Annotated in this window: 27 protein-coding genes; 16 read left to right on the top strand and 11 right to left on the bottom strand. The window is 37.2% G+C overall.

Going from position 1 to position 24,156, the window contains the following annotated elements:
- Positions 1 to 107 precede the first annotated feature (107 nt).
- The 3 genes from ACTJKN_RS09900 (at position 108) to ACTJKN_RS09890 (ending at position 1,365) form a co-directional block, all read left to right on the top strand.
- Positions 108 to 524, top strand: coding sequence for a VOC family protein (locus tag ACTJKN_RS09900; RefSeq protein WP_440824537.1), 417 nt, complete (start codon positions 108 to 110; stop codon positions 522 to 524).
- 86 nt (positions 525 to 610) lie between these two features.
- The gene (locus ACTJKN_RS09895) at positions 611 to 928 is read left to right on the top strand and encodes an ArsR/SmtB family transcription factor (protein WP_440824535.1); all 318 of its coding nucleotides are present in this window, start codon (positions 611 to 613) and stop codon (positions 926 to 928) included.
- Positions 929 to 930: 2 nt separating this feature from the next.
- Positions 931 to 1,365 (top strand): SRPBCC family protein, encoded by a 435-nt coding sequence (locus ACTJKN_RS09890; RefSeq protein ID WP_440824533.1) that lies wholly within the window; start codon positions 931 to 933, stop codon positions 1,363 to 1,365.
- Positions 1,366 to 1,576: 211 nt separating this feature from the next.
- Here ACTJKN_RS09890 and bioA read toward each other — a convergent pair whose 3' ends face one another.
- The 3 genes from bioA to ACTJKN_RS09875 are packed head-to-tail and all read right to left on the bottom strand — an operon-like array spanning position 1,577 to position 4,309.
- Positions 1,577 to 2,881 (bottom strand): adenosylmethionine--8-amino-7-oxononanoate transaminase, encoded by a 1,305-nt coding sequence (bioA, locus tag ACTJKN_RS09885; RefSeq protein ID WP_440824531.1) that lies wholly within the window; start codon positions 2,879 to 2,881, stop codon positions 1,577 to 1,579.
- Between the two features lie 2 nt (positions 2,882 to 2,883).
- Positions 2,884 to 3,336 (bottom strand): NUDIX domain-containing protein, encoded by a 453-nt coding sequence (locus ACTJKN_RS09880; protein ID WP_440824530.1) that lies wholly within the window; start codon positions 3,334 to 3,336, stop codon positions 2,884 to 2,886.
- Entirely contained in the window at positions 3,323 to 4,309 is a 987-nt protein-coding gene (locus ACTJKN_RS09875; protein WP_440824528.1) for a cation diffusion facilitator family transporter, read from the bottom strand. Before ACTJKN_RS09875 ends, ACTJKN_RS09880 begins: the two co-directional genes overlap by 14 nt.
- 113 nt (positions 4,310 to 4,422) lie before the next feature.
- Here ACTJKN_RS09875 and ACTJKN_RS09870 point away from each other — a divergent pair, with 113 nt between their 5' ends.
- On the top strand, positions 4,423 to 5,619 hold the full coding sequence (locus tag ACTJKN_RS09870) for a pyridoxal phosphate-dependent aminotransferase (protein WP_199564369.1): 1,197 nt from the start codon (positions 4,423 to 4,425) through the stop codon (positions 5,617 to 5,619).
- Positions 5,620 to 6,022: 403 nt separating this feature from the next.
- On the opposite strand, the gene ACTJKN_RS09865 is transcribed toward ACTJKN_RS09870, so the two are convergent.
- On the bottom strand, positions 6,023 to 7,267 hold the full coding sequence (locus ACTJKN_RS09865) for an ABC transporter permease (protein WP_440824525.1): 1,245 nt from the start codon (positions 7,265 to 7,267) through the stop codon (positions 6,023 to 6,025).
- 200 nt (positions 7,268 to 7,467) lie between these two features.
- Here ACTJKN_RS09865 and queA point away from each other — a divergent pair, with 200 nt between their 5' ends.
- Both queA and ACTJKN_RS09855 read left to right on the top strand, forming a co-directional pair.
- Complete coding sequence (queA, locus tag ACTJKN_RS09860) at positions 7,468 to 8,517, top strand: tRNA preQ1(34) S-adenosylmethionine ribosyltransferase-isomerase QueA (RefSeq protein ID WP_029278727.1); 1,050 nt, start codon at positions 7,468 to 7,470, stop codon at positions 8,515 to 8,517.
- A gap of 58 nt (positions 8,518 to 8,575) precedes the next feature.
- Positions 8,576 to 9,241, top strand: a complete 666-nt coding sequence (locus tag ACTJKN_RS09855; RefSeq protein ID WP_440824522.1) for a 2-C-methyl-D-erythritol 4-phosphate cytidylyltransferase — start codon at positions 8,576 to 8,578, stop codon at positions 9,239 to 9,241.
- Positions 9,242 to 9,332: 91 nt separating this feature from the next.
- Here the strand turns inward: ACTJKN_RS09855 and ACTJKN_RS09850 are convergent, their stop codons facing one another.
- The 6 genes from ACTJKN_RS09850 to ACTJKN_RS09825 all read right to left on the bottom strand — a co-directional run bounded on the left by ACTJKN_RS09850 (position 9,333) and on the right by ACTJKN_RS09825 (position 12,482).
- A complete protein-coding gene (locus ACTJKN_RS09850) occupies positions 9,333 to 9,491 on the bottom strand; it encodes a lmo0937 family membrane protein (RefSeq protein WP_109924584.1) in 159 nt (52 codons plus the stop codon).
- Between the two features lie 165 nt (positions 9,492 to 9,656).
- Positions 9,657 to 9,878 carry a DUF2795 domain-containing protein gene (locus ACTJKN_RS09845; protein ID WP_010603503.1) on the bottom strand — a complete coding sequence of 74 codons (222 nt, stop codon included), beginning with the start codon at positions 9,876 to 9,878 and terminating at the stop codon, positions 9,657 to 9,659.
- 85 nt (positions 9,879 to 9,963) lie between these two features.
- Entirely contained in the window at positions 9,964 to 10,512 is a 549-nt protein-coding gene (locus tag ACTJKN_RS09840) for a cob(I)yrinic acid a,c-diamide adenosyltransferase (RefSeq protein ID WP_440824520.1), read from the bottom strand.
- 77 nt (positions 10,513 to 10,589) lie between these two features.
- A complete protein-coding gene (locus tag ACTJKN_RS09835) occupies positions 10,590 to 11,348 on the bottom strand; it encodes an ABC transporter ATP-binding protein (protein WP_057934548.1) in 759 nt (252 codons plus the stop codon).
- A 115-nt stretch (positions 11,349 to 11,463) separates the two neighbouring features.
- Complete coding sequence (gene gatC / locus ACTJKN_RS09830) at positions 11,464 to 11,754, bottom strand: Asp-tRNA(Asn)/Glu-tRNA(Gln) amidotransferase subunit GatC (RefSeq protein WP_440824517.1); 291 nt, start codon at positions 11,752 to 11,754, stop codon at positions 11,464 to 11,466.
- Between the two features lie 2 nt (positions 11,755 to 11,756).
- Entirely contained in the window at positions 11,757 to 12,482 is a 726-nt protein-coding gene (locus tag ACTJKN_RS09825) for a lysophospholipid acyltransferase family protein (RefSeq protein WP_440824515.1), read from the bottom strand.
- Positions 12,483 to 13,002: 520 nt separating this feature from the next.
- On the opposite strand from ACTJKN_RS09825, the gene trpS reads away from it, so the two are divergent.
- The 4 genes from trpS to kdsB all read left to right on the top strand — a co-directional run bounded on the left by trpS (position 13,003) and on the right by kdsB (position 15,781).
- A complete protein-coding gene (gene trpS, locus ACTJKN_RS09820; RefSeq protein ID WP_131031177.1) occupies positions 13,003 to 14,001 on the top strand; it encodes a tryptophan--tRNA ligase in 999 nt (332 codons plus the stop codon).
- A gap of 118 nt (positions 14,002 to 14,119) precedes the next feature.
- On the top strand, positions 14,120 to 14,734 hold the full coding sequence (locus ACTJKN_RS09815) for a deoxynucleoside kinase (RefSeq protein ID WP_025144984.1): 615 nt from the start codon (positions 14,120 to 14,122) through the stop codon (positions 14,732 to 14,734).
- Positions 14,735 to 14,792: 58 nt separating this feature from the next.
- The gene (locus tag ACTJKN_RS09810; protein WP_086545937.1) at positions 14,793 to 14,996 is read left to right on the top strand and encodes a DUF5808 domain-containing protein; all 204 of its coding nucleotides are present in this window, start codon (positions 14,793 to 14,795) and stop codon (positions 14,994 to 14,996) included.
- Positions 14,993 to 15,781 (top strand): 3-deoxy-manno-octulosonate cytidylyltransferase, encoded by a 789-nt coding sequence (kdsB, locus tag ACTJKN_RS09805; RefSeq protein ID WP_440824512.1) that lies wholly within the window; start codon positions 14,993 to 14,995, stop codon positions 15,779 to 15,781. The genes ACTJKN_RS09810 and kdsB overlap by 4 nt, the downstream gene beginning before the upstream one ends.
- A gap of 68 nt (positions 15,782 to 15,849) precedes the next feature.
- Here the strand turns inward: kdsB and ACTJKN_RS09800 are convergent, their stop codons facing one another.
- Positions 15,850 to 16,803: a bifunctional helix-turn-helix transcriptional regulator/GNAT family N-acetyltransferase gene (locus ACTJKN_RS09800; protein ID WP_440824511.1), complete on the bottom strand. Its 954-nt coding sequence runs from the start codon at positions 16,801 to 16,803 to the stop codon at positions 15,850 to 15,852.
- 178 nt (positions 16,804 to 16,981) lie between these two features.
- Here ACTJKN_RS09800 and ACTJKN_RS09795 point away from each other — a divergent pair, with 178 nt between their 5' ends.
- From ACTJKN_RS09795 to ACTJKN_RS09770, 6 genes are all read left to right on the top strand, one after another.
- Complete coding sequence (locus tag ACTJKN_RS09795; RefSeq protein WP_440824510.1) at positions 16,982 to 17,476, top strand: hypothetical protein; 495 nt, start codon at positions 16,982 to 16,984, stop codon at positions 17,474 to 17,476.
- Positions 17,477 to 17,536: 60 nt separating this feature from the next.
- Positions 17,537 to 18,079, top strand: coding sequence for a hypothetical protein (locus ACTJKN_RS09790; protein WP_215127606.1), 543 nt, complete (start codon positions 17,537 to 17,539; stop codon positions 18,077 to 18,079).
- A 30-nt stretch (positions 18,080 to 18,109) separates the two neighbouring features.
- Positions 18,110 to 18,586 (top strand): DUF1572 domain-containing protein, encoded by a 477-nt coding sequence (locus ACTJKN_RS09785; RefSeq protein WP_440824508.1) that lies wholly within the window; start codon positions 18,110 to 18,112, stop codon positions 18,584 to 18,586.
- 229 nt (positions 18,587 to 18,815) lie between these two features.
- Entirely contained in the window at positions 18,816 to 21,593 is a 2,778-nt protein-coding gene (locus ACTJKN_RS09780) for an outer membrane beta-barrel protein (protein ID WP_440824506.1), read from the top strand.
- A 6-nt stretch (positions 21,594 to 21,599) separates the two neighbouring features.
- Complete coding sequence (locus tag ACTJKN_RS09775; RefSeq protein ID WP_440824504.1) at positions 21,600 to 22,361, top strand: GLPGLI family protein; 762 nt, start codon at positions 21,600 to 21,602, stop codon at positions 22,359 to 22,361.
- Positions 22,362 to 22,522: 161 nt separating this feature from the next.
- Complete coding sequence (locus ACTJKN_RS09770; protein WP_440824502.1) at positions 22,523 to 24,139, top strand: CTP synthase; 1,617 nt, start codon at positions 22,523 to 22,525, stop codon at positions 24,137 to 24,139.
- The last annotated feature ends 17 nt before the right edge of the window (positions 24,140 to 24,156 follow it).

Genomic DNA, 24,156 nt, shown 5'->3' with positions numbered 1-24,156 from the left:
ATTACAATAGCCTAAATTGTCTCAAACAGCCCTGTTAATTTTCTTTTTTAGCAAGGGTAACTCTGTAGCTGCTTACCTATCTTTACTTACATCAAATATAAAACGTTATGATAAAATCACTTTGGATAAACCTTCCGGTAAAAGACATTAACAAGTCTAAAGCATTCTTCACGCAGCTCGGTTTCACGCTTAACCTCCAATATGGCGCCCGTGAAGATTCGGCGTGTTTTTTGGTAGGAGAAAGCAATTTAGCAATTATGCTTTTTGAAGAAGCTTTGTACGAAGGTTTTGCAGGAACCAATATTGCCAATAAACGTAATGGAGGCGAAGTATTATTCTCTTTCGATGCAGAAAGTCCGGAAGAAGTAGATGATCTGGCGGAAAAAGTGGTAGCTGCCGGTGGTACACTTTACGGCGAGCCAGGCTACAAAGATGGCTGGATGTATGGCTGTGGTTTTGTTGATCTGGATGGCCAGAGATGGAGTATTCTCTATATGGATATGAGTAAAATGCCGCTGGGTTAATTTTATCATTTAGAAAATAAATTAATATTTGCGTAAGCGATTACTTACACTTATATTTGTAAGCAATTACTTACGCAATTAATTTTATGAGAAGAGATGTATTTCAAGCCATTGCTGATCCTACCCGAAGAGAAATCATTAATCTGATTGCCCATAACACCTTAAATCTAAATGCAATTGCCGAAAATTTCGACATGAGTCGGCCTGCTATTTCACAGCACATTAAAGTTTTAACAGAATGCGGTTTAGTAGAAGTTACCCAACAAGGCCGTGACCGGTACTGTAACATACAATTTCAAAAACTAGCAGAAGTATCAAAATGGGTAGAACAATACCGTACTTTTTGGACAAGCAAATTAGATGCTTTAGAAACACACTTATCAAAAGACACTAAATCAAAATAAAGATGGAAAACGAACCAGTTATTGTAGAAAGGGTGTATAACGCCCCTATCGAAAAAGTTTGGAAAGCTTTAACCGATAACAATGAAATTAAACAATGGTATTTTCAATTGGAAAACTTTAAACCTAAAGTAGGCTTTAAGTTTGAATTTTCAGGTGGACCAGACGATGGGCCTCAATATTTACATCTCTGCGAAATAACAGAAATTGTTGAGGGCAAGAAACTAGCCTACACTTGGCGATATGACGGTTATCCGGGCAATTCGGTGGTAAGTTGGGAGTTATTTGAGCAAGGTGATCAAACCAGGCTGAAATTAACACATAGTGGTATAGAAAGCTTTGCTGAGAACGGCCCTGACTTTGCCAAAACAAGTTTCAATGGTGGCTGGACTTATTTCGTTAATGATGCGCTTAAAAATTATCTGGAAACAGAAGTGTAATTTCACCTGTTTCCAGATAATTTATAGTGAAGTCAGTTGTTACCACCTGACTTAGGATATATCTAAAAATTTGATGAAGTGCAAGATGGTAACATCTTACACCACAGATTATGCTTTAGCTTGATTTATAAGTTGCATTAAGATTCCCGCCTGCGCGAGAATGACGACCTTTCTAATACTGGTCGTAGCATCTTGATACGACCTAAAACACCTATACTTCTTCTAAAGCCGATTTTATGGCTGCATAAATATAATCAAGATCTTCATCGCTGGTTACATATGGTGGGAGGATATAGATAATATTGCCCAATGGCCTCAATATAATTCCCTTGTCTAAAAAGTACGCATACAATAAATTACGAAGATTACTTAAATAAGAGGTTTCATTGCCAGTCTCCCACTCAATTGCAATAATTGTTCCGGTTTGCCTAATGGCTTTAACTTTAGGATGCGTTTTAATTTCTTCAAGAAAAACAGCATGTTTGGCCTCTACCCGCTTAATATTCTGAAGTGTTTCACTTTTTAACAGAATATCCAAACTCGCTAAGGAAGCTACACAGGCAATCGGATTCGCTGTAAAAGAGTGTCCGTGGTAAAGTGTTTTTAATTTATCGTCGCTTAAGAATGCTTCAAAAATCTCATTCGTACAAGTGGTTACGCCTAATGGCATTGTTCCGCCAGTTAAACCTTTGCTTAAACAAATAATATCAGGCTTATTAGTTAACTTCTCGCAAGCGAAGTAAGTTCCAGTTCTACCAAAACCCGTCATCACTTCATCAGCAATGGTTAAAATTGCTGCGTCTTTACAGGCAGATAAAAGTTGATCCAAATATTTAGCTTCGTACATCAACATGCCACCAGATCCTAGAATGAGTGGTTCGAAGATAAAACAAGCGGTATCCTTAAGATTCGAGATATGAGATATGAGATGTGAGATGTTATTTTCGTTTGGCAGATCGATAAACTCGACATCGAATAATAGACTGTTAAAAGCATCTGTAAAAATACTGCGGCCACTAACAGACATGGCGCCAAAAGTATCGCCATGATAGGCGTTTTTAAAGGCTAAAATCTTTGTTTTTGGTGTACCCTTATTGTCCCAATACTGCAGGCACATTTTTAAGGCTACCTCCACTGCTGTTGACCCGTTATCGGTATAAAAAACTTTATCTTGTTTGCCAGGTAATATAGGCAAAAGCCTTTCTGCAAGTAGTACAGCAGGCTCGTGCGTAAAACCTGCAAAAATCACGTGTTCAAGCACATTGAGCTGTTCGGCTACTTTTTGTGCAATATAAGGGTGCGAATGACCATGAATATTTACCCACCAGGATGAAACCGCATCAATATACCTTTTACCATCCTCATCAAAAACATATACCCCTTCTCCTCTAACAATTGGGATATGAGGAAGTGCATTCTTCATTTGGGTATAGGGATGCCAGATTACCTTTTGATCGCGTTCAGTTAAATTGAGTTTGGAATCTGGAGTATGGAGTTTGGACGAATCGGGCATCATGATTATAATTTAACTGAATATTGATTTTTTAAAAGCTGGCCTACGGTTTTATCTGTTTTAAAGGTAATATCCTCAATATTTAAATCTTCAATTTTTACCCACCTGAAAGCCTGAAGAATTTCACCTTCTCCATCGAAATCGTAAATAACATCTTTAAAGGCCAACTGCAAAGGCGCTTTTTCTTTAACGATATAATATACACTAATTACCTGGCTATCGTTAAATGACGATTTTTCAAAAAAATCTGTTGTATAAAAATGAGACAATACTTCAATTTCAGTATCACATTCTTCCATAAACTCACGTTTTAATCCATCGATCAATCCTTCGCCAAGTTCTAAACCTCCGCCAGGAAACTTACTGAAACGAAAGCCATATTCCTCTTCATCACTTACCAAAACTTCATTATTCTGGTTAATTAACAATCCATAAACCCTTACATTAAAGTAGCTCATTTTCGAAATGCTTTTTATTTTTGATTACTATTTCTGGTGTCCATACAATTTCCTTTTTAAAGGCCTCTGCCCTCACCGGACATTCACTCATGTGGCAATAATGGCAACACTCAGGCAAGCATGGATCTGCATGAATAAAGAGTTCTGCTTTGCGGAAGCCGTTTTTATTGATCAGTTCATCAATCTGCGAGATTTCCCGGTGAACTTTATTTAAGTCAAAATAATAAGGCAATGTTACGTGGCAATCGATATGAAATTCAGGGCCATATTGCTGGGTACGCAGGTTGTGCACATCAATCCACGGGTTGTGCCTGTTCTTCTGTAAAACATCTACTACTTCTTCAACAAGTGTAAAATCACTTTCATCCATTAATCCACCTACCGAACCGCGGGTAAGTTTATAACCAGAATAAACAATGTAAAAGCCTACCAAAAAAGAAAGCAAGCTATCCAGCCAAATAATATTTGTTAGCTGAATTAATATTAAGCCAACAACAATCGCTACACTGGTATAGGTATCAGTTAATAAATGTTTGCCATCCGCCTGCAATGTAACCGAATGCTCATCTTTACCTACATTTATGAGGTATAGCCCAACAATCAGATTAATTAAGCCCGTAATACCAATAATCAGCGTTCCGGTTAATAGTTCCCCTACCAAATGAGGGTAGATAAGATTGTACGAAGATTTGAAAATGATAACCACTCCCGCAATCAGAATCAATATTCCTTCAACAAATGCAGAGAAAAACTCAACTTTTCCATGTCCATAAGGATGATTTTCGTCGCGGGGTTGTGTGCTGAGGTAAATGCTATAAAAAGCAAAACTCCCTGCTATTACATTTACAATGCTCTCTGCTGCATCTGTTAAGATGGCATTTGATCCCGTAATAAAATACGCAACAAACTTGGCCAACATCAGTACCACACTCACCACCAGAGAAATTATTATTGCTTTCTTTTTTACCGACACAAGGATATTTTTTTCAAAAATACGCTTATCGAATAAATTAAATGAGAAAAACTATGTCTTTTTTAGTGCAGAATAATATTTGGTTTATATATTTGCGCTCAAAGTAATTAACCATGAGCACCTTATCCAAAAGAATCAACAGTCTATCTGAATCCGCAACCCTTAAAATGACCAAACTTGGCCGCGAATTAGCGTCTAAGGGCATTAACATCATTAGTTTAAGTGTTGGTGAACCCGATTTCAATACACCCGATCACGTAAAAAATGCTGCTAAAAAGGCATTAGACGAAAATTATACACGTTATTCGCCGGTACCAGGCTATCCAGACCTACGCCAGGCGATCGTAAATAAACTAAAAACAGAAAACAATCTCGATTATGATATTTCTCAGATCGTTGTTTCAACAGGTGCAAAACAATCTTTATCGAATGTTATTTTAACTTTGATTGATCCGGATGACGAGGTAATCATCCCAACTCCTTATTGGGTTTCTTACTCAGAAATGGTAACCCTTGCAGAAGGAAAATCTGTTTTTATCGATACCGACATTGAAAGTAATTTTAAAATTACGCCTGCGCAATTAGAAGCAGCCATTACGCCAAAATCGAAATTATTTATGTTTTCTTCGCCATGTAACCCAACTGGTTCGGTTTACAGCAAAGAAGAATTAGCAGCATTGGTTGCCGTTTTCGAAAAACATCCTAATATCTACATCTTATCTGATGAGATTTATGAGCACATCAACTTTGTTGACAAACATGAGTCTATTGCTCAATTCGATAGCATTAAAGACCGTGTAATCATTGTTAACGGTTTCTCTAAGGCTTTTGCTATGACGGGCTGGAGATTAGGTTATATTGCCGCTAATAAAGAAATTGCAGCTGCTAATGATAAATTACAGGGACAAACTACTTCTGGAACCTGTTCTATTGCGCAAAGAGCAGGAATTGTTGCTTACGAGCAAGGTTTAGCCAGTGTTTTAGAAATGAAAGAAGCATTTTTGCGTCGCAGAGAATTGGTTTATAATTTATTAAACGAAATCCCAGGTGTAAAAACAAATCTTCCTGATGGTGCTTTCTACTTTTTCCCGGAAATTAGTTCTTTCTTTGGTAAAAAAGATGCTGACGGAAATGTAATTAAAGATTCTTCAGACCTGGCTTTATATTTATTAAACGTTGGTCACGTAGCAACAGTTGGTGGCGATTCGTTTGGTAACAACAACTACATCCGTTTATCTTATGCAGCATCAGACGAGAGTTTGGTTGAAGCATTAAGAAGAATTAAAGAAGCTTTAGGTAAGCTAGCCTAGTCAGCTTTCAGTCAACCGTTTGCAGTTAGCAACACCATCATAAAAACCCCTCGTTAATAAATTTAGCGAGGGGTTTTTATTTTTTTTCATCTTCAATGATCGTCACCCTGAATTCATTTCAGGGTCTTATCTGTTGAGATTTTACTATCATCTTCATTTGTAACGAAGATTAAAGATAAAGGCGATTTTATCGCCAGAAATATTATTATTTAGTTCATATCACACCAATCATATTGGGGTATTTTATGATTTGGAAATGAAAGCAAGCATTTCATCGGAGAATCCAGTCCTTCTTTCCGTTACAAGTCCTCGCTGCGCTCTGGGCTTTCCACTGCAATAAGGTTTATTCACTACGGTAAGTGCAGATAACTGCAAATTGCGAACTAAAAACTGCCAACTGAAACTAACTCCTTATCGCCTCTACCGGATCCAATCTTGATGCTGAATATGCTGGCCAAAAACCAGAGATAGTGCCGATGATTATTGATATGCCAATACCTAGGGCAATATTGTTCAAGCCTAATATAATATGAAAATCTGTGGCCGCACCAATGCCCAAAGCGAGCAGAAAGACCAGTAATAAACCCAGCAAACCACCTAAAATACAAAGCGAAATCGATTCGAATATGAATTGAAGCAGGATAAAATAGTTTTTTGCACCCAACGATTTTTGGATGCCGATAATATTGGTACGTTCCTTAACCGATACGAACATGATATTTGCAATACTGAAACCACCAACCAGGATCGAAAACCCACCAATTACCCAACCAGCAATATTTACCATTTTAAACATCGAATCTAACTGGTTAGAAATAATGGTGGTTTTATTTAGTGCAAAATCTTCTTCCTGGCCAGGTCTGATCCTGTGGATGGAGCGCATTAAGCCTTTCAATTCGCTTTCTACCTCTTCTAAGCTCACATTATCTTTACCGCGAACAGTAATTTGTGGACCGTAACGCTCGCTTTGGATGTCTAAAACACCTTTTGCAAAAGCAATCGGAATATTTACGTTTTTATCAAGAGAAGTACCTAACATATCTTCTCCTTCTTTTTTGAAAACACCAACAACAGTTAATCTTCTTCCTAAAATCTGAACCTGTTTACCCACTGGCGCATCGCCATCAAAAAGTCCATCAGCAATATCAGAACCTAAAATACAAACCGGTGAGCCGTTTTTACTCTCATTTTCGGTAAAATACCGGCCGTCCTGAAGCTCGAAATTCCAGGTTTTATTAAAATCGTGCGATGCCGCCCATACCGAAATCCCTTCTATTGAGTTACTCCTGTATTTGATTGTCCTGTCGTTAGTCGATATTTCAAATGTAACACCTTGTGCATTTTCAATTCTTTCGCGGAGGGCTTCAAAATCGCGCAATGACGGCTGAGGGCGGTTCATATATTTCCACCAAGGGTAATTATCGCCAAAGCTCCAAGGCCATTTTTGAATATAAATAGTATTGGAACCCAGTTTATCTACACTTGCCTGCAATTTACCGCGAAAGGTATCCACTGCAGAGAATACAGCAATAATGGTAAAAATACCGATTGTTATAGCCAAAAGCGATAACATGGTGCGTAATTTATTCTGGCGCAGCGCATCAAATGCAAAACGGAAACTCTCGCCTATTAGCCTAAAGATTATCATAATTAAAGGTTAGATGCAAAGCTTTTCAAAAGGTTACAGCTTATCTTCAAAACTAATTAATTTTATGTCTACAATGCATTAATCGCCCTGTATTATTTGATTTAAAATGATTAAAACATAATATACATAAATTGCGTTTGATAAAATACGAAAAAGAAAAATTAAATTCGTATTTTTGCACCTCAAAAAATTCATCAAGAATGAAATTATCACAATTCAAATTCAACTTACCAGAATCATTAGTAGCCAACAATCCGGCAGAACAACGCGACGAAGCTCGCCTAATGGTTTTACACAAAGACAGCGGTAAAATTGAACATAAAATTTTTAAAGACGTTTTAGGTTATTTCGATGACAAAGACGTAATGATATTAAATAACACTAAGGTTTTCCCTGCCCGTTTATATGGTAATAAAGAGAAAACCGGTGCAACCATCGAGGTTTTCTTGCTACGTGAATTAAACAAGGAATTACGTTTATGGGATGTTTTGGTAGATCCGGCACGTAAAATCCGCGTAGGTAATAAATTATATTTTGGCGACGACGATTTATTGGTTGCTGAGGTTGTAGATAACACCACATCACGTGGCCGTACCATCCGTTTCCTATTTGAAGGTACTGACGAAGAATTTAGAAAAAACGTTGAAATTTTAGGTGAAACTCCACTTCCTAAATATATTAAACGTAAAGCTACTGCTGAAGATAAAGAACGTTATCAAACCATTTTTGCTAAGCACGAAGGTGCCGTAGCTGCTCCAACTGCAGGCTTACACTTCAGTCGTGAGTTGATGAAGCGCCTTGAACTTAAAGGCATAGAATTTGCAGAAGTAACTTTACATGTTGGTTTAGGAACTTTCAGAACTGTTGAGGTTGAAGACTTAACCAAACACAAAATGGATTCTGAGCAGTTTATCATCGAGCAAAAAGATGCGAACATCGTAAACAAAGCTTTAGAGGAAAAAAGAAAAATCTGTGCGGTGGGTACTACTTCAATGCGTGCTATTGAATCGGCTGTTTCTGCTAACAGAACATTAAAATCGGCTAACGATTGGACCAGTAAGTTTATCTTCCCTCCTTACGATTTCAGTATTGCAAACTCAATGATTACCAATTTCCACACACCAGAATCTACTTTATTGATGATGGTAAGTGCATTTGGCGGATATGAAAACGTAATGAATGCTTACGAAGTTGCAGTAAAAGAAAAATATAAATTTTACAGTTATGGCGATGCCATGCTAATTATATAAGTTTTGCGGTTGGCGTTTGGCGGTTTAGCGCTAAACGCCACGCCCTAAACGCTCAACTATGAAATACTACGCTATAATTGTAGCAGGCGGTTCTGGCAATCGGATGCAAACGGAAACCCCAAAACAATTTCTACTGCTCAAAAACCTCCCGGTTTTGATGCATACTATAAAAGCTTTTGCACAAAGTGATACTCAGCCTAAAATTTTATTGGTTCTAAACAAAGATCAACAAGCATACTGGACCCGGCTATGTGAGGAATTTAATTTCCATGTACCACACCAGGTTATCGATGGCGGCACAGAGCGTTTTCACTCTGTAAAAAATGCAATCCATGCTATCGAAGAAGAAAGTTATGTTGCCATTCACGATGCCGTTCGTCCACTGGTTTCCAAATCCCTTATCGACAACTGTTTTAACGAAGCTGAGCTGCAAGGAAACGTTATTGCAGCCGTACAATCAAGCGACAGCGTACGTATGCTTAGAGACGATAAAACTACGGCATTAAAACGCGATGAGATTTATTTAGTACAAACGCCACAAACTTTCAGCCTTAGTATTCTTAAAGAAGCTTACAACCAAGAGTTTAATGCTCAATTTACAGATGACGCAAGTGTGGTAGAATCTATCGGTTATGAGATTAGTATCATCGAAGGAGAAAGAGGAAATATTAAAATCACTTATCCAATCGATCTGGAGCTTGCCGAGTTGTTGTTAAAAAAATAAAAAGGAGTTTCAAAAATGAAACTCCTTTTTTAATCCATCTATTTCAAAGTGTTCCCTACTTCTAAATCAATGAATATCGGTGCGATATATTTTACGCTGCCCGGCCAATTACTTTAAGCAGAATTGCAATAACTGCGATTACCAATAAAACGTGGATTATACCGCCAACGTCTCCGAAGCCGTGAAACACAAATCCTATTACCCATAGTATTACCAATACTACTGCGACTAAATACAATAAATTTCCCATAGTGTTAATTTTTTAGCAATGTTATAATTATTGATGTATTAACATTCGGCTTTTCACTTTTGTTTAAAAAATGTAATTATTTTATCGGCATAATGAATAATATTGGAAATGAAAGCATAAAAAAACCTCCCAGTTTAGCTGGAAGGTTTTTATAGTTTCTAATGTTTAGTATTCGTCCTCGTTAAAGAAGAAATCTTCTTTAGTTGGATAATCTGGCCAAATTTCCTCAATGGTTTCATAAGGTTCGCCATCATCTTCTAATGCCTGTAAGTTTTCAATTACTTCTACTGGGGCTCCCGAGCGGATACCATAATCAATTAATTCGTCTTTAGTTGCAGGCCATGGTGCGTCTTCCAAGTGCGATGCTAATTCTAATGTCCAATACATATCGTCAATTCAATTAAATTCTTGTTCTTATTATTGCGCAAAGTATATTAAAATTTTTGAGCAAAACAAACTTATTTTTCCACTATTAAACCCGCGGAATCCAAATGTTTTCTTCCGTCTTAAAATACACGGTCAGTTTTCGTGCCAAAACGAATAAATAATCGCTTAAACGATTCAAATAAACTGTTACACGCTCATCTACAAAGCTATTTTCTGCAAGTTCAACGGTTAGCCGTTCTGCCCTTCTACAAACACATCTAGCAATATGGCAGTAAGAAACGACAGTATTTCCGCCAGGTAAAACAAAATGTTTTAAAGCAGGCAGCTTTTCGTTCATCAGATCCATCTCATTTTCCAACAAGGTAATATCAGTATCGTGCAGATCGGGGATCTTCATTTTAGATTTTTCAGGATCTGCTGCAAGCGATGAGCCAACAGTAAATAACCTATCCTGAATTTCTTTTAACAACTTCTGATCGTGCGCATCAATATCCTGGCACATAATCAAACCTATGTATGAATTTAACTCGTCAACAGTTCCGTAGGTTTCGATACGTAAATGATATTTAGGCACACGGGCACCACCAATGAGTGATGTTTGGCCCTTATCGCCAGTTTTAGTGTAGATTTTCATATTGGAATGGTTTAAGGTGAAAGGTTTAAGGTTTAGGGCTTTCAAAGCCTTATGCCCTACACCTTATGCCATCAACCTCAATTGATTTTCTCCCAATCGCTGCCAGTATCTTTCAAAGCTTGCAAACGTGGAGATACATTTTTTATATCTGTATTTAAATAATCGTTTTCGATCAAACCATCACGCATACGTACGATGCGGTGCGCATGCTGTGCAATATCTTCCTCGTGTGTAACCAGAATTATAGTGTTCCCTTTACTGTGAATTTCTTCCAGCAAGCCCATTATTTCAATTGATGTTTTGGTATCTAAGTTACCTGTTGGCTCATCGGCCAAAATAATAGATGGATTATTGATCAAAGCTCTGGCTACAGCAACACGTTGACGTTGACCACCCGATAGTTCATTTGGCTTGTGATCCATACGATTGCCCAAGCCTACATTTTCTAGTGCCTTAGCTGCTCTTGCATCCCTATCCTTTTTACTTGTTCCGGCATAAATTAAAGGTAAGGCAACATTATCTAAAGATGTTGAACGTGGCAATAAGTTGAAGGTTTGAAAAACGAAACCGATTTCCTGGTTGCGTACTTCTGCCAGGGCATCATCACTCATGTGACTCACGTTGGTTCCATTTAAAACATAGGTTCCGCTTGAAGGTGTATCTAAACAGCCTAAAATGTTCATCAAGGTTGATTTACCAGAACCAGATGGGCCCATCAATGCTACGAATTCGCCTTTATTAATATCTAAAGAAACTGATTTTAAAGCGTGAATCACTTCAGATCCAATAACATATTTACGGCCAATTTCTTTTATAGTGATGAGTGGTTTCTCCATGTTTTTTCTTTTTTAGACAAGCGTAAAGGGTAAGATGTTACAAGAGGGTTAAAAATTACTGCATAAATGTTAATCTTAATGATGCTGAATTTAATCCAGCATAGCGATTACACCATTATTTCTCAATAATTTTTGGTACCATGAAAAATTGGCCGGTATGTTTTGCTGCATTTTTCAAACCATCAGCTGTAGCTATTTCCTGCTTAACTACATCTTCTCTCCAAACATTAACTGATTCGTTCATATAAACCAATGGTTTCACGTTTGAAGTATCTAATTCATTTAACTTTTCCATGAATGACAAAATTTTGTTCATTTCTGGGATCAGTGTATCCACCTGTTTTTCATCAATATGAATTCTGGCCAGATCGGCTATTTTATGGATGGTTTTTGCGTCTAAATTCATATTTATTCTAACTTACTATCAATCAATCTGTAAACCTTTTCTTTCAGTACATCAGAATCAACATCTGCCAAAGTTGATGTATTTATGGGTTTGTGGACGTAAATATCGCAAATTCCTGGCTTACTTCCATACTTTGCGCCATCATCCCAATTAATTTTCCAAACATTGGTAATGCTCACAGGTACCAGCGGTATATTTTTATCGATAGCCAGGCGGAACGGACCATTTTTAAACTCACCCAACTTTGGTGGGTAATGGTCGTCTATTTTACCCTCAGGAAAAATAATCAGGCTCATTCCTTTTTCTAGATTTTCACCGGCTTTTTTAAATGCTCTAAAAGCAGAAATCTTACTGTCGCGGTTTACAGAAATATCGATGGTTTTAAAAAAAATGCCCAATACGGGATTATTCAACAATTCGTCCTTTCCCATAAAGTGGAATTTACCATGTCCCATGATGCAAAAAATCATGATATCCAGGTTGGAGGTGTGGTTTGCACAATAGATGTAAGTTTGTTTGGGATTTAGCTTTTCTTCATATTGATAATGAAAAAAAACACCTGAGAACAAACTGCACAAAAAACTGTTGGCTTTTCTGAAAAAATTGAGCGTACTGTAATACTTCTCATTACGTGAGGTAATGTAATATATTGGATAGAACAGAGCGAAAAAAAACAGTATCCAGAATAGAAACCATATCCGGTGTACTTGTCTTAGAAGATAAATCATAGATAACCAAAAATATAAAATAGTTTGATATTTCAAACAACTGATTGCATTGGGGTAAGATTGCGGTTGTATTATACCAATCACTGGCGAAACCCGGTCAAAAGATCTCTCCGGTACGTTACACTCCGGAGATGACGAAAAAAATATTTAGAGATAAAGATCGAAAAGGTACTTCTACGTAGTTCCGTCCTTGCAAAAACCACTGTTAATAAACCTTATTGAAGTGTAAAGCCCGGAGCGCAGCGAGGACTTGCAACGGAAAGAAGGACTACAGTCTCCGATGAAATAGCAGCTTTCATTTTCAAATTATGGTTATATTGCTCACTGTGGTTGTTGCGGCACCAGCGCTAGGAAAAGATCTCTCCGCTACGTTGCACTCCGGTCGAGATGACGAAAAAAATAGTGAGATGACGACTATACATATAAATTATAGGTTCTACCAGTATTCAAAAAAAATCTTACCATTAAAATTGAAGCGATTTATGATTTGCTTGTATTTTATTTTTAATTTCGTGCCATTATGAAAGAAACAGTGGTGAGCGGTATCCGCTCAACAGGAAAATTACATTTGGGTAATTATTATGGTGCAGTTAAAAACTTCGTTCAAATGCAGAACGACTACAATTGCTACTTTTTTATCGCCGATTTACACTCCTTAACTACACACCCTACTCCAGCCGATTTACATGGAAATATTAAACATGTTTTGGTAGAATATCTGGCTAGTGGAATTGATCCAGAAAATAGTACTATTTATATACAAAGTGATGTTCCGGAAATTGCAGAGCTTTATCTATACTTAAATATGAACGCTTACATGGGTGAATTGGAGCGCAGCACATCTTTTAAAGATAAAGTGCGTGCCAACCCAGATAACGTAAATGCAGGTTTATTAACCTATCCGGTATTAATGGCCGCCGATATTTTAATCCACAAAGCGACTAAAGTGCCTGTTGGAAAAGATCAGGAGCAACATTTGGAAATGGCGCGTACTTTCGGGAACCGTTTCAACAGGTTATACAATACAGAATATTTCCCTGAACCTTACGCTTTTAGCTACTCAGACAAACTGGTTAAAGTACCTGGTTTAGATGGTAAAGGTAAAATGGGTAAATCAGAAGGCGAAGCCAATGCAGTTTACCTATCTGATGACCCTGAAACCATTCGTAAAAAAGTAATGAGAGCAGTTAGTGATGGTGGCCCAACGGAAGAAAACCAACCAAAACCTGAACCTATCCAGAATCTTTTTGATTTAATGAAAGTGGTTTCGAGTGCAGATACACTTGCACATTTTGAAGATTTGTATAGCAAAATGCAGATCCGTTATGGCGATTTCAAAAAACAACTGGCAGAAGATATGATTATTACTACTGCACCGATGCGTGAGCGTATTTTGGATATTGCCAAAAATGATTCATATTTAAGGCAAGTGGCTAAACATGGTGCATTAAAGGCCCGCGAAAGCGCGCAAAAAACCATCAGAGAGGTTCGCAGTTTAATCGGGTTTAAAAGTTTTTAATAATTTTAATAGATTTGAGATATGAGAAACTAGATTTGAGATATTAGATTTGAGATTAATTCTCAGTCGCATATCCCGAATCTCACATCTCACATCTCTAATCTCCAATCTAAAGAAAATGCACATAGCAATTGTAGGAAATATAGGTGCCGGTAAAACTACCTTAACAGGTTTATTAGCCAAAAATTATGGATGGGAAGCTTTATACGAGGCTGTGGACAATAACCCTTATCTGGAAGATTTTTACAGCGACATGAAACGTTGGAGCTTTAATCTTCAGATTTATTTCCTAAATAGTCGTTTTCAGCAAATTACCGACATTGAAGTAAATAAACGCAACGTGATCCAGGATAGGACCATTTACGAGGATGCACATATTTTTGCAGAAAACCTGCATGATATGGCTTTAATGACCACCCGAGATCATGATAATTACAGGGCTATTTTTGATAACATAACCTCTTTTATTAAACCACCCGATTTATTGGTTTACCTGCGTGCATCGGTACCTACATTGGTTAATAATATCCAGCGTCGTGGCCGTGAGTACGAAGCAGGCATCCGTATCGATTACCTGTCTAAACTGAACGAAAAATACGAAGCCTGGATTAAAGGTTATAATCTGGGTAAATTATTGATTTTAGATAAAGATAAATTAGATTTCACCAACAACCCCGAAGATCTAGGTACGGTAATCCAATCTATTGAGGCTGAAATAAATGGTTTATTTTAACCCCAACCCTAAGGGGAGTTTTTCGTAATAAATGGCTTAAATATTTAATGTGATAAATATGGAAAAAGATTTCGAGCATGATAATCCGGAGAACTGGAAATGGGGTACTTTTTATTTCAATAAAAAAGATTCGAGATTAATTGTTCCGAAGCGCGTAAAATTGCTCGGTTGGACATTCAATTTTGCACATCCGATATCTTATATTATCATCGCATTGATTTTCATATTTGTTTTTTATCAGTTCTATAGAAATAATATATGAGTGATAGAAATTTAAACCCTTCTTTAGGAAATCCAAAAATTATCGGAATTATTCCTGCACGATATGCCTCTACCCGTTTTCCGGGAAAGCCTTTGGTAGATATTGCCGGAAAAACCATGATCCAAAGGGTTTACGAACAAGCATCGAAAGCCGAAAGCTTATCGAAAGTAGTAATTGCTACTGATGATGTACGAATTGCCGATGAGGTAAATCGCTTTGGAGGCGAATTTATCTTTACCTCGACTAATCACCAAAGCGGAACCGATAGATGCGCTGAAGTGATTGAAGCTTTACCTGGATACGATATTGTGATCAACATCCAGGGTGATGAACCCTTTATTGAACCTGCACAGATTGAATTATTGGCAAGCTGCTTTAGTGAAGAAAAAGTGCAGCTGGCAACATTAATCAAATCGATTCAGAGTCAGGAAAGTGTATACAATCCCAATAGTCCTAAAGTGGTGATCGATGTAAACGGTCGCGCCATGTATTTTAGCCGTAGCCCAATTCCTTTTATCAGAAATGGCGAACCGGGAGTATGGGCAGAAAAACACCAGTTTTACAAACACATCGGAATTTACGGTTACCGTACGGAATCGCTAAAAGCCATTACCAAATTACCACCATCTTCTTTAGAAATTGCCGAAAGCTTAGAACAACTTCGCTGGATCGAAAATGGATTTTATATCCAAACAAAAGTAACCGACTTAGAAACAGTTGCAATAGATACACCTGAAGACTTATTAAAACTGAATAAATTACTTAAGGCTTTGAAACTAGACTAAATTCCATTAAACATTGGTTATAAGTTTAGAGGTTAGCGCGCCCCCCTAAACACTAAACTCTTCCTAACCTACCTAATCACCAGTTCCATCTGAATGTTACATCGCGTGTACGGTGTGGGCTTACCTGCCACTTTTTGGAAACCTAGTTTATGGTAAAGGTTTATGGCTGGTTTTAAAATGGTATTGCTCTCCAAATAAATTTTAGATGCACCTAACGATTTTGCCTTATCAATAATGGCATTTGCCAATAGAAAGCCCACATTTTTTCCTTGTGCTTTTGGCGATACCGCCATTTTGGCCAGTTCAAAATCATATTCGCCATCATTCATTTTTACTAGTGCACAAACACCCAAGGGTTCGCCTTCGTAGCGTGCAACCAATATAAAACCTCCTTTATCTAAAATATAGCCCTGCGGATTATCCAAAGCTTTATAATCAGTTTCTTCCATGGTAAAATACTGTGAAATCCACTCTACATTTAGCGACCTGAATATTTCCTGGTATTTGGGCTGGTAATCTACAATCTCAATCTTTAAGCTATCTCTTTCCTTTTTCTTTTCCACTACCCTTCTCAATAAGGTTTTTTGTTCCAATAAAAACTCCCACTCGCCTATTGCTTCCCAAAGTTTATTTTGTGACTGGGCCGAAATCTCTTCAATGGCAGCATTTACATCAATCAGCTGATCTTCAATTTTTTTAGAGATCTCTATCCCTGCCAGAGAAAGGCTCACCACATTCCTCCGTCCATCGGTTTTATCTTTTCCCTCTTTAACATAGCCTTTTTTTAGCATTTCGCTAATGATTTTACTCACCGATGGATGAGAATGGCCAATATCTTTGGCCAGTTCTGTAATTGTTTTTTCTTTGTCTTGTGCCAAAGCATAAAACACAGGAAACCACTTAGGTTGCATGTCAATATTATACAACTTATAAATCTGCGCTGCATCTTCGGTCACCTTATCGGTTAACATTCTCAACCTGCTACCTATAGCTACTTTACCAGTCTGTTCGAAAAAATTCATAACAATAATTAATTACGTAATCAGTTACACAAATATAGGAACTAAATTTTGGTTTACAACAGTTAATTGTCGAGGCTTAATATTTTAGTATTTTCGACCTTATATGAAAAAGAAAACGCTCCTATTTATATTTATTTCATGTGCCTATTCCGGTTTTGCACAAAATGAGTCTGGCTTAATGATAAAGACAAACATTTTGAATTTAATAGCAAAAAGGCCTGCAATAGCCATAGAAAAGACTTATTTAAACCTTTATGGTTTGGAGCTCGCTTACACCTCTGGCGAAATTAAAAATCTGGGCTACCGCGATTATCTCCATTACGAAGGCTTCTTGCTTCGCGCAAAGAAATACATCCGCCCGATCAAGAAAAGAGAAGCCAATGCTTTTTATGGAGTTTATTTCGGAAACCTCGACAAAACTGTTGTCTCGCATCGCTCAGTTGATGAAACCGGTATTTTTAGCTGGGGCCGCAACAGGGATTTTAGTGCGGGTTCTTTGCGTTACGGCGGAACATTCGGCGTATCCTTTATTCCGGGAAAACATTTTCTTTTAGAAGGCTTAACAGGCTTAGGTTATGGAGATTATTATCATATTCAAAATAATTTGAAGAATAGGCTCCCAAGTGGTTATTTCGACTTTCAATTGTGGTTATCTATTGGCTATTCCTTTTAAATTTAGGTGATATCATAAAATATGGACATGAACTAAAACATAAAATTTGTAGTTTTGAATATGAGAAATATACCGCTCTTCGTTGCTATCTGTCTATTAGCGCTCGTTGCCTGTAATTCGAACAGCAAAAAGGAAACCAATGCCATTGAGTTTAAAAATGTTAACCAGCGCCTCGCGAAATCTTTTTCCGATTTAAAACGCTTGGACACTTTTAAGATCGAGCTTACTGGCCGGAAACCTGAAGAAATGGTATTGAATTTTACAATCAAAAATGCTGACGGAAAAGAAATTTACAATACCAAAATAAAAGGAACTGAATTATTGGGCAGTACCGATCCAAATGTTGATCTTTCAAAAGAAAAAGACCAGATTATTTTCTTGAAAACCATTGCAGATGATTTTTTTAGCGATGATAATTTTCTTGAACCTGCAGTAATGCCTGAAGATAAAGCCGATAATTATACCCCCGACAAAGCCCTTTACGAAGAATTAAAAAAATCGGGATTAAATGGCTTTAAGTATCGCTTAGGAAAAGAGAACAACATTTATATTGCCTGGAGTGAAAAAGAACAGAAAGTGAAGATCTATTATAACTGTTGCTAGCAGATATAAATCAATACCAGGAATTTAGAAATGAACAGATCTGAATTAATTGCAAACCGATTAAGGGAAGTTTTTCTAAATGGGTATTGGATTGCCAATACCAACTATAAGGAGCAATTGTTGAACATTACCTGGCAACAGGCTATACATCAGGTAGCAGATTTAAATACGATTGCAGCTTTAACCTATCACATCAATTATTACCTGATTGGCATTTTAAAGGTATTTAAAGGCGCCCCTTTGGAAATTAAAGATCAATATAGTTTCGACCTACCGCCAATACAATCAGAAGAAGATTGGAAAAAACTGATGGAAGATTTTTTGGCAAATTCGGCAGTTTTCGCTGATGAAGTAGCGAAAATGCCGGATGAAAAATTAGATCAGGTATTTGTAAATGAAAAGTATGGCACTTATCTGCGTAATATAGAAGGTGCGATTGAACATAGTTACTACCATTTTGGGCAGATTGTACTGATCAAAAAACTGATATTAGCGACTACAAAATAAATGTCACCACTGATGGTGAAACGTATCAATCTAAAATGCTATCATTAAACGCATAACTTGTACTTCTCCCCCAATCTCTTCTTTTTTAAGGATATTATTCTCCGGAGATCAAGTGGTTATTTTTTTTAAAAAAAATATTTAGTTTTATTTACAATAACTAAATAAATAGTTGTATTTTCAGGCACTTAACCAAACGCACTATTTTATTAACGCTTCTTCTACAACATACATGCTCAAACAACTCCTCTCGGTTCTTATTTTTTTATTGTTATGTCTTCCTGCTCTGGCTCAAAATGCAAGTATAAAGGGCGTTGTTGTTGATACCGTTGAAAAAACAAAATTACAGAACAGCTCTATCCTGTTAATAAGAAGTAAAGATTCCATTTTAGTTAAAGATGCACGGACCAAGGTTAATGGTGAATTCGAGTTTTCGAATTTAAAAAAAGGCAATTATACCCTGGTGGTCACTTTTCCGAGGATGGCCGATTATATAAGAGACATCCAATTGTCTGATTCATCAAAATTTAACCTGGGTAATATCGCGATGGACAGCAAAGCCACGCTTTTAAACGAAGTGGTAATTAAAGCCCAAAAGCAGGCCATTAGTATGAAGGGCGATACCATAACCTACCAGGCAGATAGTTTTGCGGTAAAACCACATGCCAATCTACAGGATTTATTAAGGCGCTTACCTGGAATTGAGGTTGATAAAGATGGCGCAATAAAAGCTGGCGAAAAAGATGTAAATACACTTTTGGTTGACGGAGAGGAATTTTTTGGCGACGATCCACTTTTGGCCCAGAAATACCTGAAAGCCAATGCAGTGAGTGAAGTTCAGGTTTATGACAAAAAAACCAAAGAGGAAGAATTATCTGGTATAAAAGAAGGTGATGCCAAGGAAAAGGTCATGAACATCAAACTCAAGGAAAACGCCAAAAATGGGTATCTCAGCACCTTGGATGCCAACAGCGATCTTAAGCATTATAAAAATATAGGTGGCATGGCAGGCATTTATAAAAACAAATTAAAGGCCGCGGTTTTTGGCTCTAACTCCAATACCAACCAAGATTCGAAAGCAAGTGCTGCCATGAGCAAGTTAAAAGGTAATGATTATGATGTGATTGAGGTTGGCGACGACGGCAGTACGGTCATGATCAGTTATGGCGGCAACCGAGATGAAGATGATTTTTCACCATCAAGCGGCCTGCCAGACGTAACGGGATATGGTGCACATTTTTCTAACAAATGGAACGAAAATAAAGTTGGTTTAAAACTCAATTATAAAGGCAGTGACAGAAATATACTGGACAGAACAACATCAAAAAACCAATCATTACTGCCCAACGGAACGAATTTCTTTAGCGAAGGCAGCTCAAACAGCGAAACCAGAAATACCGGACAGAGTTTAAAAGGCAGTGTCGATATTAAATTAGATTCGCTTTCTACCTTAAAAATATCCTTTGCAGGTAGCAAACGCAAAAACAGCAGTCAGTATATCAGCAAGAACGAAACTAAAAATGACACTGGGATATTTGTAAATAATAGTGATCAGTCTAATGATAGCAATGGCGACAACGACTTGTTTAACGGGAATATTAATTATGCTAAAAAGTTTGTAAAAAGAGGAAGAACACTCTCTATCGACATACAACCTGAAACTAAAAGCAGCACCAGTTTGGGAACCAGTTTAAGCATAACCAATTACTATGATGGGAATGGAACAATCAACAGAACTGTTAACCAAAACTTTCTGAACGATAATTCGGGCAGTGAAAGCTCTCTTGGTGCCAGAATATCGTATACCGAACCTTTGGGCAAGCAATTTTCATTACAAACAGCCTACAGTTTTAAAACGGTAACATCAAATAGCCATAAACTGGTATTCGATAAATCATTAAACAATAAACGAATCGATTCGCTGAGCAATAATTTCGATTTCAATAATTTTTCGAACATTGGTAAAATTGTGCTGCAATACAGATCAAAGAAGTTCACGCTATCTGGTGGTGCAGAGGCTACCGAAACGACATTCGAGCTGAATGATCTGGACCGAGACAATAAATTTAACCGAAGCTATTTAAACTGGGCCCCACAGAGCAACTTTAACTATAAACTTGGTAAAAACACCAGTGTATCATTAAACTACAATGGCAATACCCGACAGCCGAGTTTAGATCAGTTGCAACCTATCATACAAATTAACAATCCGCTTTACGAAATAAAAGGCAATCCGAATTTAAAACCATCTTTCAACAATAATTTTGGCTTTAATTTTAACACCTATCAGCAAAAATCGCAGATGTACGCGTATGTGTATGGTGGCTATAGCTTTACCAAAAATGCCGTTGTAAGTTCAAGAACAGTAGATGATGTGAATAAAACCGTCAGCAGTTATATCAATCTAAATGGTAATAATAATTTTTACGCAGGTGCGAGTTTTAATAAAAGTTTTAGCAAAATCGGTTTTAATACAGGATTAAATGCCAGTTTCAACCATTCGAACTCCGTATCAATCTTAAACAATAAGCTCAATGAAAATGTGAACAATAGCATTAATATACGTCCTCGTTTTAGCTATTATGGCGATAAAGTTCAAATCCAGTATAATCCATCGGTTACTTTTTCGAACAGCCGCTCGTCAATCGGTTCGATAAATAATGGTAAAAACTTTAGCCACAATCATGATATTTCCGGAAACATAGAACTTCCATACAATACGGAATTTAATACATCGATATCCTTGTCATATCAACCGGCAAATTCTTCTTTTAGCACACCGGTAAATATTGCCTTGTGGAATGCCTATTTATCAAAAAAGATGCTTAAATCGCAAGAATTAGAGCTTAAAGTATCCATTTCTGATATTCTGGCCGAAAAAATTGGTTATAACCGTTACGTTGGAGGCAATAACATCAGTGAATACACCAATAGCTTTATTCCGAGATACGTCCTAATTGGCATCACCTATAATTTAACCGGAAACTTTGTTAAACAAGACAAAAAATAATTGAAGATGAAAAATTTAGGACTAACCATAATCTTGTTTTCTGCCATAACAGTAGTGCGTGCACAAACTGTTTTCATCAAAAGTGCTAAAATAACTTTCGAGAAAAAGATCAATCAAAAACAGCAATTGGCATCAAATACCTGGATATCAGACGATGCCAGGGATAAAATGAGCAAATACAGGATTTCGAATTGGGATTATAGCTTTAACGACAGCAGCTCCATTTATAAAATTAAACCGAAAGAGAGCTTAAACGACAACAATTTCTTCTTTATTGCTGGTGAGAATACGAATGAACTGTATACCGACTTTAGCAAAAAAGCAAGAGTAATAAGAAAACCAATAGGAGGCGAAGATTTTATTTTAAAAGATACTATCCCCCATCTCAATTGGAAAATCATGCACGATGTACGCCAGATTGCGGGCTACGAGTGCCGTAAAGCAATAGCAGTAATAAACGATTCGGTTACTGTAGTGGCTTTCTATAGTGAAGAGATTTTACTAAAAGGCGGTCCTGAAGGATTTACCGGCTTACCTGGAATGATATTAGGCCTGGCCATACCCCGGTATAATACCACCTGGTTTGCCACCAAGGTTGAAGCTAAAAACGTTCCTATCTTGAACGTTGCTCCTCCTGTAAAAGGTAAAAGAACCGATACCGAAAAAGATTTCAAAAAAATGATCGACCTCTATACCCGTTATGAGGACAAAAAGAACCCCAGAAAGATAGAAGACATTAAAAAAGAACTCTACACGCTAATACTTTAAGTAGCTACCATACCTAAAACAGTCACTATCAGAGATATAATATGGCGAAAAAATATTCTGGCAAGTATCTAATCGAGCGATAATTTTTTGTACCTTTGTATCCCGTACAAAAACAATTAAACAGGCTTAAAATACCTGGTTAATTCCACAAATTATCAATCATGACAAAGTATATTTTTGTTACGGGCGGTGTTACTTCCTCTTTAGGTAAGGGCATCATTTCCGCATCTTTAGCTAAACTTTTACAGGCACGTGGCTACCGTGTAACCATTCAAAAATTCGATCCGTACATTAATATCGATCCAGGAACTTTAAATCCATACGAACATGGCGAATGCTTTGTAACCGAAGATGGTGCTGAAACCGATCTGGATCTTGGTCATTATGAGCGTTTCCTTAACGTTCCAACATCACAGGCAAACAACATTACTACCGGCCGTATTTACCAGAACGTAATTAATAAAGAGCGCAAAGGTGAGTATCTGGGCAAAACAGTTCAGGTTGTACCCCACATTACCGACGAGATTAAACGCAACATGCGTATTTTAGGTGATAGCGGTGAATATGATATTGTAATAACAGAACTTGGTGGAACTGTGGGTGATATCGAATCGTTACCATTTATCGAAGCTGTTCGTCAGTTTAAATGGGAAGAAGGCAGTACCAATGCTATTGTGATCCACTTAACCCTTGTACCTTATTTAGCTGCTGCCGGCGAGTTAAAAACCAAACCTACACAACACTCGGTTAAAGCTTTGTTGGAGTACGGAATACAGCCGGATATATTGGTTTGCAGAACCGAGCACCACATTAGCCCTGAGATCAGAAAAAAAATTGCTTTATTTTGTAACGTTAACATCAATGCGGTAGTCGAATCGATGGATGCATCTACTATTTATGATGTGCCATTGTTGATGTTAAAAGAACAATTGGATAAAACTGTTTTATCGAAATTAAAATTACCGACCAAGAACGATCCGGATATGGAAAGCTGGAAAGATTTCCTGGGCCGTTTAAAAAACCCTACAGCAGAGGTTAAAATTGGTTTAATCGGTAAGTATGTAGAATTACCTGATGCTTATAAATCAATTATCGAATCTTTTGTACACGCAGGTTCGAAAAATGAATGTAAGGTTAAGGTAGAGTACATCCACTCTGAAGGCATTTTCCCCGATAATGTAAAAGATAAATTAGGTCACTTACAAGGTGTTTTAGTTGCACCAGGTTTTGGTAGCCGCGGTATTGAAGGTAAAATTGATGCCATAAAATATGTTCGCGAGAATAACATTCCTTTCTTCGGAATCTGCCTGGGCATGCAATGTGCTGTTATCGAATTTGGACGTAACGTTTTAGGTTTGAAAGATGCACATACTACAGAAATTGAAGAAAATGCTGCCAATCCGGTAATAAACATGATGGAAGAGCAGAAAAAAATAACAAATAAAGGTGGAACAATGCGTTTAGGCTCTTATCCTTGTGATATTAAAAAAGGAACAAAAGCTTTTTCTATTTACGGCAAATCGCACATCAATGAACGCCACCGTCACCGTTACGAATTTAACAATGCTTATTTAAAGCAATATGAAGATGCAGGAATGATTGCATCAGGTATGAATCCGCAAACCAATTTAGTTGAAATTGTGGAGCTTAAAAATCATCCGTTTTTCGTTGGCGGGCAGTTTCACCCAGAATTAAAATCAACAGTTGCTAATCCTCACCCACTTTTTGTTAAATTTGTCGCCGCTGCGATGGAGTTTGCGAAAAAGAAAACGAATTAAAAGCAGTACATACATAA

Origin of the sequence: Pedobacter sp. 22163, from assembly GCF_052045595.1 — a bacterium.
GTDB lineage: Bacteria > Bacteroidota > Bacteroidia > Sphingobacteriales > Sphingobacteriaceae > Pedobacter.
The sequence above is the reverse complement of the archived record's forward strand: the minus strand, read 5'-3'. Positions and strand labels throughout refer to the sequence as shown.